16 protein-coding genes are annotated in these 15,757 nt (G+C 64.2%); 6 read left to right on the top strand and 10 right to left on the bottom strand.

Features of this window, described 5'->3' with window-relative positions; genetic code table 11:
- The first annotated feature begins 46 nt into the window (after positions 1–46).
- From ACUXVA_RS19540 to rsmA, 4 genes are all read left to right on the top strand, one after another.
- Positions 47–2,482 (top strand): LPS-assembly protein LptD, encoded by a 2,436-nt coding sequence (locus ACUXVA_RS19540; RefSeq protein WP_445487603.1) that lies wholly within the window; start codon positions 47–49, stop codon positions 2,480–2,482.
- 69 nt (positions 2,483–2,551) lie between these two features.
- Positions 2,552–3,481, top strand: coding sequence for a SurA N-terminal domain-containing protein (locus ACUXVA_RS19535; protein WP_265078823.1), 930 nt, complete (start codon positions 2,552–2,554; stop codon positions 3,479–3,481).
- A gap of 52 nt (positions 3,482–3,533) precedes the next feature.
- Positions 3,534–4,538: a 4-hydroxythreonine-4-phosphate dehydrogenase PdxA gene (gene pdxA / locus ACUXVA_RS19530; protein WP_413776375.1), complete on the top strand. Its 1,005-nt coding sequence runs from the start codon at positions 3,534–3,536 to the stop codon at positions 4,536–4,538.
- Positions 4,535–5,398, top strand: coding sequence for a 16S rRNA (adenine(1518)-N(6)/adenine(1519)-N(6))-dimethyltransferase RsmA (gene rsmA, locus ACUXVA_RS19525; protein WP_445487600.1), 864 nt, complete (start codon positions 4,535–4,537; stop codon positions 5,396–5,398). The genes pdxA and rsmA overlap by 4 nt, the downstream gene beginning before the upstream one ends.
- An 18-nt stretch (positions 5,399–5,416) precedes the next feature.
- Here rsmA and ACUXVA_RS19520 read toward each other — a convergent pair whose 3' ends face one another.
- On the bottom strand, positions 5,417–5,623 hold the full coding sequence (locus ACUXVA_RS19520; RefSeq protein ID WP_265078825.1) for a hypothetical protein: 207 nt from the start codon (positions 5,621–5,623) through the stop codon (positions 5,417–5,419).
- 41 nt (positions 5,624–5,664) lie between these two features.
- Positions 5,665–5,928: a hypothetical protein gene (locus ACUXVA_RS19515; protein WP_265078826.1), complete on the bottom strand. Its 264-nt coding sequence runs from the start codon at positions 5,926–5,928 to the stop codon at positions 5,665–5,667.
- Positions 5,929–6,089: 161 nt separating this feature from the next.
- Here ACUXVA_RS19515 and ACUXVA_RS19510 point away from each other — a divergent pair, with 161 nt between their 5' ends.
- Positions 6,090–7,148 carry an alcohol dehydrogenase gene (locus ACUXVA_RS19510; RefSeq protein ID WP_265078827.1) on the top strand — a complete coding sequence of 353 codons (1,059 nt, stop codon included), beginning with the start codon at positions 6,090–6,092 and terminating at the stop codon, positions 7,146–7,148.
- 72 nt (positions 7,149–7,220) lie between these two features.
- The gene (locus tag ACUXVA_RS19505) at positions 7,221–8,249 is read left to right on the top strand and encodes a hypothetical protein (RefSeq protein WP_445487597.1); all 1,029 of its coding nucleotides are present in this window, start codon (positions 7,221–7,223) and stop codon (positions 8,247–8,249) included.
- Here the strand turns inward: ACUXVA_RS19505 and ACUXVA_RS19500 are convergent.
- The 8 genes from ACUXVA_RS19500 to mltG form a co-directional block, all read right to left on the bottom strand.
- Entirely contained in the window at positions 8,190–9,008 is an 819-nt protein-coding gene (locus ACUXVA_RS19500) for an ABC transporter permease (protein ID WP_445487595.1), read from the bottom strand. The two genes, ACUXVA_RS19505 and ACUXVA_RS19500, sit on opposite strands and share 60 nt — an antisense overlap.
- 66 nt (positions 9,009–9,074) lie before the next feature.
- Positions 9,075–10,154: an extracellular solute-binding protein gene (locus ACUXVA_RS19495; protein ID WP_265078830.1), complete on the bottom strand. Its 1,080-nt coding sequence runs from the start codon at positions 10,152–10,154 to the stop codon at positions 9,075–9,077.
- A gap of 25 nt (positions 10,155–10,179) precedes the next feature.
- A complete protein-coding gene (locus ACUXVA_RS19490) occupies positions 10,180–11,217 on the bottom strand; it encodes an ABC transporter ATP-binding protein (protein ID WP_445487592.1) in 1,038 nt (345 codons plus the stop codon).
- Positions 11,214–12,002: an ABC transporter permease gene (locus tag ACUXVA_RS19485; protein WP_265078833.1), complete on the bottom strand. Its 789-nt coding sequence runs from the start codon at positions 12,000–12,002 to the stop codon at positions 11,214–11,216. The genes ACUXVA_RS19490 and ACUXVA_RS19485 overlap by 4 nt, the downstream gene beginning before the upstream one ends.
- Positions 12,003–12,083: 81 nt before the next feature.
- Positions 12,084–12,710: a TIGR00725 family protein gene (locus ACUXVA_RS19480; RefSeq protein WP_445487590.1), complete on the bottom strand. Its 627-nt coding sequence runs from the start codon at positions 12,708–12,710 to the stop codon at positions 12,084–12,086.
- Positions 12,711–12,731: 21 nt separating this feature from the next.
- Entirely contained in the window at positions 12,732–13,388 is a 657-nt protein-coding gene (gene gmk, locus ACUXVA_RS19475; RefSeq protein WP_265078835.1) for a guanylate kinase, read from the bottom strand.
- Positions 13,385–14,272: a YicC/YloC family endoribonuclease gene (locus ACUXVA_RS19470; protein ID WP_265078836.1), complete on the bottom strand. Its 888-nt coding sequence runs from the start codon at positions 14,270–14,272 to the stop codon at positions 13,385–13,387. The genes gmk and ACUXVA_RS19470 overlap by 4 nt, the downstream gene beginning before the upstream one ends.
- A gap of 107 nt (positions 14,273–14,379) precedes the next feature.
- A complete protein-coding gene (mltG, locus tag ACUXVA_RS19465; protein ID WP_265078837.1) occupies positions 14,380–15,651 on the bottom strand; it encodes an endolytic transglycosylase MltG in 1,272 nt (423 codons plus the stop codon).
- Between the last annotated feature and the right edge of the window lie 106 nt (positions 15,652–15,757).

The raw sequence follows: 15,757 nt of genomic DNA, 5'->3' as shown, positions 1-15,757 counted from the left end.
CGTTTTCGCCGCCCTCCAAGAACGGACGCCTAAGTCGGGGCGGCGCATGAGCATGCGCTGCGCCCGATGCTACGCGCCTTCCGTTCTGGCGTCGTTGTGTGTGTCTGTGTTGGGAATTGCCATCGCGATAAGCGGTGCTGCGATAACGCCGGCGGCTGCCCAGAGCTTCACCTATAACGCACCGCATACGCGACCGAAGCCGCCGCCGGCCGCCCAGACCGGGCAGATGCTGGTCCAGGCCGTCGAGGTCGACTACGATTACAATAATTCGCGCGTGTCGGCCGTCGGCAGCGTGCAGATGTTCTATAATGGAACGTCCGTGGAGGCCGACAAGGTCATCTACGACCAGAAGACGAAGCGCCTGCATGCTGAAGGCAACGTCCGCATGACGGACGCCGACGGCAAGATTACGTATGCCAATCTGCTCGATCTCAGCGATGACTACCGCGACGGCTTCGTCGATTCGCTGCGCATGGACACCGCCGACGCGACCCGCATGGCGGCCACGCGACTGGACCGCAGTTCCGGCAACTACACGGTGTTCCAGAACGGCGTCTACACTGCCTGCGCGGCCTGTAAGGACGATCCGAAGAGGCCGCCGCTGTGGCAGGTCAAGGGTGCCCGCATCATCCACGACCAGACCGACAAGATGCTGTATTTCGAGGACGCCCGGATCGAGTTCTTCGGTGTGCCCCTCGCCTACATGCCCTACTTCTCGACGCCGGACCCGACCGTGAAGCGCAAGACCGGCTTTCTGATGCCGAGCTTCACCAACACGACGGCGAACGGCTACGGAATCGAGGCGCCCTTCTACTGGGCCATCGCTCCCGACTACGATGCGACGATCGCACCTCGCTACACGTCCAAGCAGGGCTTGCTGCTGCAGGGAGAATTCCGCCAACGGCTGATGGACGGCGCGTATTCGATCCGCGCGTACGGCATCAACCAGCAGGATCGCTCGGCCTATGCCGGCGCCCCCGGCGACAAGGACTTCCGCGGCGGCGTCGAATCCAAGGGCCAGTTTGCCATCAACGACAAGTGGATCTGGGGCTGGGATGCGGTTGCGCTCAGCGACTACACCTTCCTGCAGGATTATCGGCTGTCCCTGTACAAGGACCCGATGGCATCGCTGCTGAACCTGCAGACAGAGGCGGTTTCGCAGCTCTATCTGACTGGCGTCGGCACGCGCAGCTTCTTCGATGCGCGGACGATCTATTACCTCAGCTATTCCGGCAACCAGAGCCAGGTGCCGGTGATCCATCCCGTGGTGGACTACAACAACGTCATCAAGAACAATATTGTTGGCGGCGAATTCAGCTACAAGACCAACTTCACCAGCCTGAGCCGCGACACGGCAGCATTCAGTGCGATTACCAGCGGTGGATGCGCGCCGACGAGTGCTGATACGGCTGAAGCCCGCAAGGTGGTCCGCGCCAACTGCATCCTAAGTGGCGCCCCTGGAACCTACACCCGCTTTTCGGCCGAAGCGCAGTGGCGCAAGTCGTATACGGATTCCTTCGGCCAGATCTTCACGCCGTTCGCAATGCTCCGCGTCGATGCGATCGATTCGTCGATCTCCAACCAGCCGGGCGTTGCTGCCATGGGATTGACCCCCGGCGATACCCAGGCACTGCGGGTCATGCCGACCGTTGGCTTGGAGTATCGCTATCCCTTCATCAACGTTCAGCCGTGGGGCACCACAACCATCGAGCCGATCGCCCAGGTCATCATTCGTCCTAACGAGACCTATGCCGGCAAGCTGCCGAACGAGGACGCACAGAGCCTGAACTTCGACGCAAGCAACCTGTTCAGCGTCGACAAGTTCTCCGGCAATGACCGCGTCGAAGGCGGCGGCCGCGCCAATGTCGGTGTTCAGGCGACCACACAGTTCGACCGCGGCGGTTCGGTGAACGTGCTGTTCGGCCAGTCCTACCAGCTGTTCGGCATGAACTCCTTCGCCGTCGCTGACCTCACCAACACCGGTGTGGATTCGGGTCTCGCAACCGCGAAGTCTGACTACGTCGCCCGCATCAACTATTCGCCGAACCGGACCTATACCTTCAGCACCCGCGCCCGCATCGACGAGCAGACCTCGGCGGTTTCACGTTTTGAGGCCGAAGGCCGCGCCAGCTTCGATCGCTGGTCGGTCAGCCTGATGTACGGCAACTACGCGCCCCAGGTGGATCTCGGCTACCTGACACGCCGCGAAGGCCTGCTGGCCTCGGGCTCCGTCAAGGTCGCCGCTAACTGGGTGGTGACCGGCGCCGCGCGATGGGATCTCGAAGCGAACAAGATTAACCAGTACACTATCGGCGCTGGCTACGTTGACGACTGCTTCGTTTTAGCTGCCACCTACGGGACATCGTACGCTTATGCGGTCGGCACAGCGGCGCCCGTCCTGAGCCATGTTTTCGGATTCCAGCTCGGACTGCGGACACTCGGAACCACGGCTGCCGCCAGCACGGGAGCAGGCGTACAGTAACGCTGCTCCGTTGCCGTTGCGGCGCGACGAATCGAGATTGAATTTATGGTTGATGCGGCAGTTCTGACAATGAGCACCTCCGTTTCCAAACGAATCCTCCGCGTCGTCATCGCTGCGGCCGTCATCCTGACGTGCTACGGCTCGCAGTTGCGGGCCCAATCGGTCGCGGTAATGGTCAACGGCGAAGCGATCACCAATTTCGATATCGAGCAGCGCACCAAGCTGACGGTCCTGTCGACGCAGAAGTCCCCAAGCCGGCAGGAAGTGATCGACGAACTGATCAATGAAAAGGTCAAGATCAAGGAAGGCAAGAAGTACAGCATCGAGCCGGGATCTTCCGAAGTCGATTCCGCCTTCGGCAGCATGAGCTCGCGGATGCGTATCACGCCCGATCAGTTGGTCCAGTCGCTCGCCTCCAAGGGCATCCGGCCGAACACGCTGAAAAGCCGGCTCAAGGCCGACATGGTCTGGAATGCGCTCGTACGCGGGCGTTTCAAGCAGAGCCTGCAGGTTGGCGAAAAAGAGGTCGAAGCGGCGGTCCAGAGCGCCGGTGGCGACAGCAATGCGGAAGCCTTTGAATATCAGTTGCGCCCGATGGTCCTGATCGTTCCGCGCGGCGCACCTGCCAGCCAGATGGAATCCCGCAAGAGGGAAGCCGACGCCGTGCGCGAACGCGTGCAGACTTGCGAGGAAGCCAACAGCACCTTCAAGTCGATGCAGAACGCGACGATCCGCGACACCGTCACGAAGACGTCCGCCGATATTCCGGCCAACCTGCGCGATCTGCTCGACAAGACACCGGTGGGTCACCTGACACCACCCGAGGTGACCAAACAGGGCATCGAAATGGTGGCGCTGTGCTCACGCAAGCCTACCAAGATCGACACGCCGAAGAAGCGTGAAATCCGCGAAAAGATGTTCGCAGAAAAGTTCGAGGCCAAGTCCAAGGCCTACCTGCAAGAAGTCCGCAAAGCCGCAATGATCGAATACCGGCAGTAAGCCGCCGCACTGGCTTCATATTCTGCGCATCAACGCGCTTCTGGGCGGCTGCATGGCAAATCCTCTCGCGCTGACACTCGGTGAACCGGCGGGCATCGGGCCTGACATCGCGCTCGCCGCATGGCTACGACGGCACGAACAAAAGCTGCCGCCGTTTTATCTGCTCGGCGATCTCGATTTCATCGCCGCGCGAGCGCGCACTCTTGATCTCGACATCCCGATCGCTGTGGTGTCCCCCGCAGAAGCATCGGCGACGTTCGCTGATGCGTTGCCGGTGGTCCCCTGCGGCCCAACCACGACCGCACGGCCGGGCCATCCTGACGCCTCCAGCGCCGGCGTGGCGATCGCATCGATCCGTCAGGCCGTGGCCGACGTACAGGCCGGTCGCGCCGCCGGTCTGGTCACCAATCCCATCGCCAAGAGCGTATTGTACCGCGCCGGCTTCAACCATCCCGGCCACACCGAGTTCCTCGCCGAGCTGGCAGCCCGCGACGGCGTTACGCCGATGCCGGTAATGATGCTGTGGTCGCCTACGCTCGCCGTGGTGCCAGTGACTATCCACGTCTCGCTGCGCGACGCCATTGAACAACTCTCAAGCCATTTAATCACCGCCACCGCGCGCATCGTCGTGGCCGATCTGCGCGCTCGCTTTGGACTGCGCCGGCCTCGCCTGGCGATCTCCGGCCTCAATCCCCATGCCGGCGAAGACGGCACCATGGGCGACGAGGAACAGACCATCATCGCGCAGGCGATCACGGTGCTGCGCAACGAAGGCATCGATGTTCGCGGCCCGCTGCCCGCAGACACTATGTTTCATCCCGCCGCCCGCGCCACCTACGACTGCGCGATCTGCATGTACCATGATCAAGCGCTGATCCCGATCAAGACCATCGCCTTCGACGACGGCGTCAACGTGACCCTCGGCCTGCCGTTCATCCGGACCTCGCCCGACCACGGCACCGCCTTCGATATCGCCGGCAGCGGCCGCGCCAATCCCTCCAGCCTGATCGCGGCCCTGCACCTGGCCGCGCGCATGGCCGCGGCGCAAAACCGATGACATCGGGAATCGACGACCTGCCGCCGCTGCGCGACGTCATTCGCACCTACGACCTGTCGGCCCGCAAATCGCTCGGCCAGAACTTCCTGCTCGACCTCAACCTGCTCACCCGGATCGCCCGCGCGGCCGGCCCGCTGGAAAACGCCACCGTGATCGAGATCGGTCCCGGCCCCGGCGGCCTGACGCGCGCGCTGCTGGCGCTCGGCGCCAGACGGGTCATCGCCATCGAGCGCGACGAACGCGCGCTCGGCGCGCTGCAGGATATTTTGAAGCACTATCCCGGCCGGCTGGAGATCATCAGCGGCGACGCCACGACCTTCGATCCGCGGCCGTTGCTTGGCGGGGAACAGGCAAAGATCGTCGCCAACCTGCCCTACAATATTGCGACGGCGTTGCTGGTCGACTGGCTCAGCATCGAGCCGTGGCCGCCCTGGTACGACACGATGGTGCTGATGTTTCAGCGCGAGGTCGCCGAACGCATCGTCGCGCGAGAAGACGAGGAGGCCTATGGTCGCCTAGGCGTGCTCGCCAACTGGCGCTGCGAAACCAAAATCCTGTTCGACATTTCGCCCGCCGCCTTCGTGCCGCCACCGAAGGTGACCTCGTCCGTGGTGCGGCTGGTGCCCCGCGTGTCACCAGAGCCGTGCGACCGCAAGACCCTCGAGCGGATCACTGCGGCTGCGTTCGGCCAGCGCCGCAAGATGCTCCGGCAGAGTCTGAAGGGGCTGACTGTCGACCCGGCCGTGCTGGCCGCTGCTGCGGGCATTGATCCCACCCGGCGCGCCGAAACCGTGCCGGTCTCCGGCTTTGTCGCCATGGCGCGCGCGTTGGCCGAGTTTCGTGAGCCCCAACAGACGTGATCCGCCGGCTACGACCGGTCAGGCTTCGTTGACGCCTACCCCGCGTTCGTCAAGCAAGGCCTGGCCTTTCGAAGTCAGTTGGTACTGATCGGCAAAACAGTCCGATTCCTCCACATAGTCTTCACTGATCAGCGCCAGAAGTTCGGCCAAATGCTCCCGCGGGACATCTGCCTCGCCGGACCGCGCAACGTCGCACATGATCGAGATCTGCTGGTCTGTGGGCATATCGGTCGTCTCACGCGTGCATAAAGGGCTATCGAAAATGGCTAGCGGCGCCGGGCCACGGCGACGCCAAGCAGGAACGCGACGAGGAGCGAGCCAAGCGGCGCTTCCCTGGCGACATTGGCGAGAATGGAAAGCGGCATGCCGGGCTTTTTGGCGCGCTCGAAGGCGTCGCCAACCGTATGGGCAGCGTCGCTGACCTTGTGAGCCGCGCGGGACACCGTCTCTGCAACGCTTGGCGATGGGTCGACCCCGCCAATGGGCTCGACACCCTCATAGATGAATGGAGGCGATAGGTCGTCGGCCATAGGAGCTCCAGCTGCAAAGATGACACGCACCTAAGTCGCGCACGGCAGCAAATGTTCCGTCCGCCACGCCGGAAACCAACATCTCGGCGAAAAGCCGATGACGACGGGCAGCAGACCCGATAAAAAGCCACCGCCAACAAAAACAAACAGGGTCGGAAAACATGTCACTGCTGCGCCGTCAATCGCTGGTCAAGTTCGATGCTCCGCTGTGCGAAACCATCGTCGATACTCCGACGCCGCAGGCCCGTGAGGTTCTGGTCAGGATCGAGCGTTGCGGGCTGTGCCATTCCGACCTGCACATCCAGGACGGCTACGCCGATCTCGGCGGCGGCAAGAAGCTGGACACCACCCGCGGCATGACCCTGCCCTTCACGCTCGGCCATGAGATCGCCGGCGTGGTCGACGAGGTCGGCCCCGATGCACCGCGTGACCTGATCGGCAGGAAGGTTGCGGTGTTCCCCTGGATCGGCTGCGGCAAGTGTCGCGACTGCCTCGCCGGCGACGAGAACCTGTGCGCCCGCAACCGCTATCTCGGCGTCGCGCTCGATGGCGGTTTCGCCAGCCATGTGCTGGTGCCGGACGCCAAATACCTGCTGGACTACGATCCCCTGCCCGTGAACATGGCAGCGACCCTGATGTGCTCCGGCGTCACGGCCTACGGCGCGCTGAAACGTCTGGTCGACCGCCCGCGGCAGCGCAACCTGCTGCTGATCGGGCTCGGCGGTGTCGGTATGATGGGCCTGGCTTTTGCCCAGGCCATGTTCAAGCAACCCATTTCGGTGGCCGATCTCAGCCCGGCCGCGCGCGAAGCTGCACTGAAGAACGGCGCCGCATTCGCCTACGATCCCACCGAACCCGATGTGGCGAAGCGCATGCTGAAGGAAAGCGATGGCGGCTTCGACGGCGTCATCGACTTCGCCGGCAACGACAAGTCGATGGGCTTTGCCGTGTCCACAGTGGCGCGCGGCGGCAAGATCGTCGTGTCCGGCCTGATGGGCGGCAATTTCAGCCTGCCGATGGTGCAGTGGATCTACAAGCGCATGACCATCGAAGGCTTCATGGTCGGCACCCTGGCCGAGGCGCAGGAACTGATGACCCTGGCGCGCAGCGGCAAGATCAAGCCGACGCCGATGAAGGAAGAGCCGATGGCCGATGCGCAGAAGTGGATCGACGAATTGCGCGCCGGTCATGTGGTCGGCCGCATCGTCCTCAAGAACTAAGCATTTCATTGAGCCCGGGAGTCGCAAGACGACTCTCGGGCTCAACCTCGAAGCCGCCAGGCGAGCCTGAATTTGGCCGCACGCAGTTCGAAATTGCGGCTCATTGCCACCCAAATCTCCGAACAACGTGGGCCCGGCGATACATCGCTCAGGGCTTCACCGGGGATTCACATGACCAACCGAGCCGCGACTTTGCTGTCCGCTGCCGTTATCGGTGGCCTTGCTGCAGTCTTGCTGGCCGCAGCACCATATGCCGCGGCGAAAGCCGCCGACGAATGTCTGACGGCGCCAAAAGGCCAGGCGCCACAGGGCGCGCATTGGTACTATCGCATCGATCGGACCACCAAGCGCCACTGCTGGTACGTCCGCAACGAAAGCAAGGGATCGCAACAGGCTTCGTCATCCGGCGCTCAACCGGCTGCATCCCAGAGCTCGGTAACGCAGCAGGAATCGGTCGCCAATGCGCGCGCCGAATTGCCTGCCGCCGGACCTGAGCAACCGATGCCGACCCCACCGCAATCGGAAACTCCGGATACAGCGAATAGTAGGAACGTCGCAGGCGATTCAAACTCTTCCAGTCCCGGTGGCTGGGTTCTGGCCTCGCGCTGGTCCAACCAAGCCGACGCGGAGAGTGCCAGCGCTCCCATGGGGGCGCCCGACGCAGCTGCCATGAAACAACGGCTGCAGACCGCCGCGGCCAAACCGCCTGTTGACAATAGCGACGGCAGCTCTGTGTGGGCGCTAGTCGCCGCGCTCGCCGGCGCCCTGGCTGCGGCCGGCATCGCGACGGCTGTCATCGTCAGGCGCGCCGCCAACAAGGCGAACGAGGGCAAGGCAAGCCACGAAGTCGGACAGGCGATCTGGCGCGACGACGCCCGCGAAGAGACGCCAGTCGCCCCGAACGGCGACGAGCCTGTCATGAACTGGGTTCGTATCGCCCGCGAGATCCAGGAGGCACAAAATCCCGGCCGCGAGGTCGAGAAATTGCTCGCGCGCACCGCGGCCCTCGCAGACGGGATTGGCATACGCCTGCCGCATCGCCTAGCGGCGGGGCCGCAACGCCTCGCCGATCGCCACCACGACGGCGCAGATCGCCACTAGCACCAGCGATGTCGCCGAAGCCGCCGGCAGGTCGGTGCCGGTCTCCGATATCTTGCTGAAGAGGAACAGCGGCAGGATATTGACCTGCGTGCCGACCAGCGCCAGCGCGGTCCCATAGGCGCCGACCGCCACCGCAGAGGTCAGGCAAAACGCCGCCACCAGGCTCGGCATGATCTGCGGCAGCATCACCTCCAGCAGGGCGCGCAGGTTGCCCGCACCCAGCGAGCGCGCCGCCAGCGGCTGGTTGCGATCGAAGTTGGCCATCGATGGCAGCACGATCAGCACGACCCGCGGTACCAGATAATAGGAATAGGCCAGACCAAGCCCGAGGGGCGAGAAGATGAACCCGCCGGTGACCGCCGGGTCCATTCCCAGTTCAGCGAGCAGCAACGTGATGAAGCCGGCGCGACCGAGCAGAAGGATGAATCCATAGGCCACGATTAGCCCGGAGAACGTCAGCGGCAGCGAAATCGCGATCAGCGCGGCAGTACGCAGGCCGGGTGCCACCCGCAGCAGCGCCAATGCGACGCAGACGCCGACCACCACCGAGAATAGCGGTGCGACCGTGCCGAGCACGATAGTGCCGCGCAGCCCGTTCCAGAACACCGGATCGGCGAACAGCCGCCGAAAGGCGCTGCCGCCATCGGAGAACGCGCCGCCCAGCACCGCAGCGACCGGCAGCAGGAAGAACAGTGCGAACACGATGGTGCCGGGAAAGGCGAAGCCGACGAGTGTCGATGTCGGGGCACGGGTGCTCATGATAGTCCTGTTGCTGGCAGCACGGGCCGGGATGATCCAGGGGGATCGTCCCGGCCTACAGCGGGATTATTGGCCGAGAACGGCCTTGGCCCAGCCGGCGTCGATCTCGGCCTTCTTGGCCGTCGCCTTGGCAATGTCGATAGCCTGCACCTGCGGCGCTGCCGGCATCTTGTCGGCCACACTGGCCGGCAGCGCGATGCCGGGCACGCTCGGTCGGACATAGCCCTCGGCAAAGATCTTCTGGCCCTCGTCGCTCATGACGAAGTTGAGCCACAGTCTGCCGGCGCTGGGATTGGGACCGTTCTTGACCAGCGAAATTGCGTAAGGCGCGGCAGCGGAAGCTTCCTTCGGAATCACCACAGCGATGCTGTCACCCATGCCGTCGGTGTACTTGGCCTTCAGACCGTCGTTCTCGTAACCGATCCAGATCGGAATCTCGCCCTTGAGGAACTGCGCATAGGGCGTGGTGCCGACGGTGCGCAGCACATTGCCGGTCTTGCTCAGCTTGCCGAGATAGTCGATGCCGGGCGCGACGTTGTCCATGCTGCCGCCATTGCCGAACGATGCGGCGAAAGCCACCACCTGGCCCTGACCGGTGGAGCGCGGATCTTGGTAGACGATGGCGTTCTTGTAGTCCGGCTTCAGAAGATCGGCCCAGCCCTGCGGGATGGTCTTGACCAGCTTGGTGTTGACGAGGAAGGCGACGCTCAGCGTATGGATGGTGAACCAGCGGCCATCCGCCTCGCGCAGCGCCTCGGGCAACTTGGCGAAATTCACCGGCTTGTAGCCCTCGACCACGCCGGCCTTGGCGGCATCGAGACCGGAGGCTGCGAAGTAGTAAGCGGTATCGGCCTGCGGCCGGTTGCGGGCCTTGTCGAGGGCGACCACGGTCGCGGCCGAGCCGAGGTCGTTATAGACCATCTCCACGCCGGGATAACGCTTCTGGAACGCCTTGAACTGTCCGGCCCAGTTGGCCCACGTCGGCCCGGTGTCGAAGGAAACCACGAGGCCCTCCTTGCGGGCGGCTTCGAACAGTTCCTTCTCACCCGCATAGAGCTCGGCGCCTTCGAAGGCGAAAGCGCTGTGGCCGAGATTGATGGCGATGCTGGCGGCGGCGACGCTGCCCAGGAATTTGCGGCGATTCATGTCGATGTCCTCAAGGTGGGGTTGGTCAGTTCGGAGGTAGCAAGCGGATCGCGGCGGGCGGGATGGTCACCCCCGTCACCGGATCACGGAGATGGGTTTCGAGGCGGATGACGCCGCCGGCGACCGTCAGGTCAATCCGGCGCAGCGGGCCGAGATAGCGATCGGCAACCATGGTGCCGGCAAAGTGTCCGGGCGTCGCGGGATCGACGGCACCAGCGATCGGCTCGATCCGCTCCGGGCGCACCAGCACGGTCACCTTGTCGCCGCTCTGCCAGCCCGCCGTGTCACAGGCAAGTATCCCGATCGAGGTGGAGACCCGCCCGCCCGCGGTAACCTCGCCAAGCCACAGGTTGGACTGGCCGACAAAGGCAGCCACGCTGGCATTCACCGGCGTCTCGTACAGGTCGCGCGGCGTGCCGATCTGCACCAGTCGGCCGTCCCGCATCATCACCACCTTGTCGGCGATCGACAGCGCCTCTTCCTGGTCGTGGGTGACCAGCAGCGTCGCGATGCCGGCCTGGCGCTGCACCCGCAGGATCTCGTCGCGCATCTCCATGCGCAGGCCGGCGTCGAGCGCCGACAGCGGTTCGTCCAGCAACAGCCCTTGCGGCTCGAACACCAGCGCGCGCGCCAGCGCCACCCGCTGCTGCTGGCCACCGGACAACTCCGCCGGAAGATCATCGGCCCGTGGCTTCATGCCGACGCGCCCCAGCATGTCGACGGCCCGCGATCGCCGTTCCGCTTTGCCGACACCACGTACTTTGAGGGGGTAAGCGACGTTTTCCCACAGCCGCATATGCGGAAACAGCGCGTAGTTCTGGAACACCACACCGAGGCGCCGGGCCTCCGGCGCGAGATGTCCCACGTCCTTGCCGTCGATCAGGATGCGACCGCTGTCAGGCTTCACGAAACCCGCCAGCAGTTTCAGCAGCGTCGATTTTCCGGACCCGGAAGCCCCGATGATGGCCAGCAACTCGCCCCGCCCGATCGACAACGTGATGTCGAACGCGCCGGCGGTGCCACCGGGATAGGTGAAGCTCACATGGTCGAATTGCAGGGTCACGCGGCGCGACTCGATCGCAGGGTCCCGGCGAACTGTGCCGTCAGTCCGCTGGTCAGCGAGGCCAAGGTGGCCAACAAGAGCAGAACGACCGTGGCCGCGCAGGCAAAGCCGGTGGCGCCGTAAAAGGCCTGCAGCAGCACCACAGGATAAGTGCGCGACATGAACCCCGAGATCAGGTTGGACAGCTGGAATTCGCCAATCGAAAGCGCCGCCACGGTAAGCATCGAGGACAAAAGGCTCGGGCGCAGCAACGGCAACGTCACGTCACGCAACCGCGCTGCGAACGAAGCGCCAAGCGTTGCCGCGGCGTGCTCATACTGTTCGAGGCCGAGTTGCTCCATATCGGCGACCAGTGCGGTCACGGTGTAGGGCAGCGTCAGGACCAGATGGCCCGCCGCCAGCAGCCAGAAACTGCCCAGCCAAGGCAGCGCGTCCGAAGAGAAAACCAGGATAAAGCCGAAGGCGAGCACCAGTTCGGGGGCGGCGACCGGCAGCAGCGTCAGGATCCGTGCCGCCAGACGAACGCCGCCGCGGGCGCCAGCCTGGATGGCGTAGGCCAGCGGCAGGCCGATGAGGAGATTCAGAACACAGGTTGTCGCCACGACCTGCAGGCTTGTGACAAAGGCGCGGCGGAAGCTCGGATCGGCAGCGAGTTCTTGATACCAGCGCCATGTGAAGCCGGTGGGCAGCAAGGTGTTGCTCCAATTGCCGCCGAACGAGCCCACCGCCAGCAACAGCATCGGAGCGATCAGAAACAACAGGTAGACGATGGCAATAATGGCCAAACGGACACGCCTTCAAGTGAGGTCAGGAGGTCCGACCTCAGTACAGAGGCAGCATATTAGTTTTGTGACAATCTCGGAGAATTACGCGCTGCGGAATATCCGCATCGCAATGCGCGCCATGACATCCTCGACGCTGGCGACCCGATCAACGCCATCGACGGCGGGCGCATCGGCCATCGCCAGTACCAGGCGCTTGAACTGTAGCCCGAGCGCCATCTCCGACAGCGTACCGACGCCACCGCCGATCGCCACCAGCACCAAACATGCCCGCGCAATAATGGCGTTGCGCGCCGGCCCGATGCCGGTGGCAATGGGAATCGCCACATAGGGATTGGCAGTATCCCACTCCTCGTCGGGCAGCAGCCCGACTGGAAGGCCGCCGCCGCGCGCGTGCCCCTTGCACGCCCCTTCCATCACGCCATTTTTGCCGCCGCACAGCAACTGCAGACCATGATCCGCCAGTGCTTCGCCCATCTGCTCGGCCAGCGCATACTGCGTCGGCGTGGCATCGCGGGGCCCGATGATGCCGATGGGAACGCGGCGCAGCTTGTGCCCGGTCGCCAGATGCCGCAGCGCTTCGGCCGGCGTGACCGTCACCGCGTCAGCCGCCTCGGCAACGCCCGGCCCCCATGTCAGCTTCAGCGGATCGAAGCCGCGGGCGGCCTGGGTCGGCTGCTGCGCGCTGGCGCTCCATCGCAGGTCGGTCATCACGGAAGTCTCCAGACGCCCTTAGAGTTGCTGCCTGAGCTTCTGCACGAACGCCGTGACGCCGACCTGGCGCTCGAGCTTCAGCTGCTCCGCGCGGAGAATCGACTTCACCGATTCGAAGGCGATGCCGATGTTGTCGTTGATGACGATGTAGTCGTAGGCATCGAAGTGGCTCATCTCGTCGCCGGCCTTCTTCATGCGACCGCGGATCACCTCGTCGGAATCCTGCGCGCGGGTATGCAGCCGCTGCTCCAGCGCCTGCACCGAGGGCGGCAGGATGAACACGCTGACCACGTCCTTCGGCGCGCGGCCAGTCAATTGCTGCGTGCCCTGCCAGTCGATGTCGAACAGCACATTGCGGCCGGCTGCCAGGGCTTCTTCCACCGGCTTTCGCGGCGTACCATAGCAATTGTCGAATACCCGCGCCCATTCCAGCAGTTCGCCCTGTGCCACCATCTGGTCGAACCGCGCCTGGTCGACGAAATAGTAGTCGCGGCCTTCTTCTTCGCCGGGACGCCTGGGCCGCGTCGTCACCGACACAGACATCTTCAGTTCGGGAATTTCCGAGATCAGCATTCGCGTCAGCGTGGTCTTGCCGGCGCCCGACGGCGACGACAGCACGAACATCAGCCCGCGCCGCTCGACGCCTTCGAATACAGGATTGTTGGAATTCGTCATTCGAGGTTCTGAACCTGTTCGCGGAATTGCTCGACCACGTTCTTCATCGCGAGCCCGGTGTTGGTCAAATCGATATCGTTGGATTTAGAACAGCAGGTATTGACCTCACGATTGAACTCCTGCGCCAGGAAATCCAGCCGACGACCGACCGCGCCGCCCTTCTTGATCATGTCGCGCGCCTGAGAGATGTGCGAGGCGATGCGATCCAGTTCTTCACGGATGTCGGCCCTGGCCGCGATCATGATGGCCTCCTGGTTGAGCCGGTCTGAATCGAAACGATCCGACGACTCCAGCAGTGCGGCGATCTGCTCGGCAAGCCGGGCGCGGATCGCCTCGGGCTTGCGGCCCGGTGCTGCCTCGGCCTGTTTCGCAAGCGTTTCAATCTCATCCATGCGCTGTGACAGGATCTGGCCGAGGGTGTCGCCCTCGCGCTTGCGCATTTCGACCAGCGCGGTCAGCGCCTGCTCGAAGGCTGCCGCCACGGCGACCCGAGCGGCCTTGTCTTCTTCCTCGTCGCTGTCCGGTTCGACGACCTCAATGACGCCCTTGATGGCCATCAATCCGTCCACGCTGGGCGCCACCGCATCGATCTTGCCGGCGAGTTCGCCAGCAATCTTCAGGATCGAATTCAGCACGTCCTCGTTGACGCGCACCGTGGACATCGCGTTGGCGCGCTTCACGGTGAGATTGGCGTAGACCGTGCCGCGCGACAGCACCTCGGCGGCCCGCTTACGGGCGATGGTTTCAGCCTCGTCCCAGCCGGGCGGCAGCCGCACGCGAAAGTCGAAGCCCTTGGCATTGACGGACTTCAATTCCCACTCGAAGGCATACGGCCCGCTGGTGCCGTGACTTCGCGCAAAGCCGGTCATGCTCGACAGCGCCATCGCGAACGTCTCCAAAAAATAAGAGTTGAGATTCGCGAAGCGCGAACCGGGATCAGGTTAGAGCCTTTTCGGGCCTTAGGGAATTACCGCGGATTCGCGACCGCTGCCTATTGCTGAACCACCGGCGGCGATGCCGTCGATTGCGCGGCGCCCTGGCGTGCCGGCGGAGCCGCGCTGCGGGTGCGCTGTTTCTGCCCGGCGGGCTTGGCCGGGGTTGCCCCGGTGGCCGCATTCGGATCACCCGGCGTCGCCGCGGCACCAGGCTGCGGCTCGTCCGGCGGCTCGACGGTATCGTTCTGGATCTGCTTTTCCTGTGCCCGCAGCCTGGCGACGTTCTTCTGGTGCTGGTCGTAGGTTTCAGTGAAGCTGTGGCCGCCGGTGCCGTCGGCGACAAAGAACAGGTCGCGGGTGCGCGCCGGCTTGGCGGTGGCCTCAAGCGAAGCGCGCCCAGGATTGGCGATCGGGCCCGGAGGCAGGCCTTCGACCACATAGGTATTGTAGGGCGACGGCTGCTGGATCTCGCTGCGTTTGATCGGCCGCCCCAGCGTGCCCTTGCCGCCGACCAGGCCGTAGATGATGGTCGGATCGGACTGCAACTTCATCTTCTGCCGCAGGCGGTTGGCGAACACCGCCGCAACCCGGCTGCGCTCGTCGGCCTTGCCGGTCTCCTTCTCGACGATGGAGGCCAGCGTAACCAGCTGCTCCGGAGTCTTGACCGGAACGTCGGGGCTGCGGCGCTCCCAGATGTCGGCCAGCGCCCGCTTCTGCTCCTGCTGCATGCGCTGGATCACCTGATCGCGGGTGGTGCCGCGCGGAAACTTGTAGGTCTCCGGCAGCAGCGTACCCTCGCGCGGCATCTCGCGGATCGAACCGGTGAAGATGTCGTTATCGGTCAGCCGGGCAACGATCTGCTCGGAGGTCAGGCCCTCCGGGATCGTCACCGAATGCTGCACCACCTTGCCTTCGACGAGCGTGCCGATGACGGTGCGCAGGCTGGCGTTCTTCGGAAACAGATACTCTCCCGGCTTGAGCTCGGAGCTGGCCTTCAGCGCGAACACGCTGCCGATGAACACCCAGCGGTTAGCGTCGATCACGCCTTCGCGTAGCAGCGTCTCGGCGATGTCGCCCTTGCCGGCGCGGGCGGGAATGTTGACGACCTTCTCGTCTTGCAGCGGTCCCGGCGCTTCGAGCGCCTGGCGGCCGTATACGTAGACCCCGCCGACGCCGAGCATCACGACGAGGATGATGGTGATGATGGCGTTGCCGGCGATAACCAGCGGATTGCGGGCACGGTCAGAGCGTTTCGGCGGCGGCGGAACCTGCTCCGGCTCCAGCGCGGCGCGCGGGCTCCTTGGCGAAATGGGCGGCCTCTCACTCATCGATAGTACCTGAATCCTGTCGGTTCAATCGTGACCAGGGGACAACTCCCTGCCCGCCTGTAGCATACGCCCGCAGTAGGAATTAGCGCGGAATGCGGCGAAACGG

This window comes from Rhodopseudomonas sp. RCAM05734, from assembly GCF_052658035.1.
The sequence above is the reverse complement of the archived record's forward strand: the minus strand, read 5'-3'. Positions and strand labels throughout refer to the sequence as shown.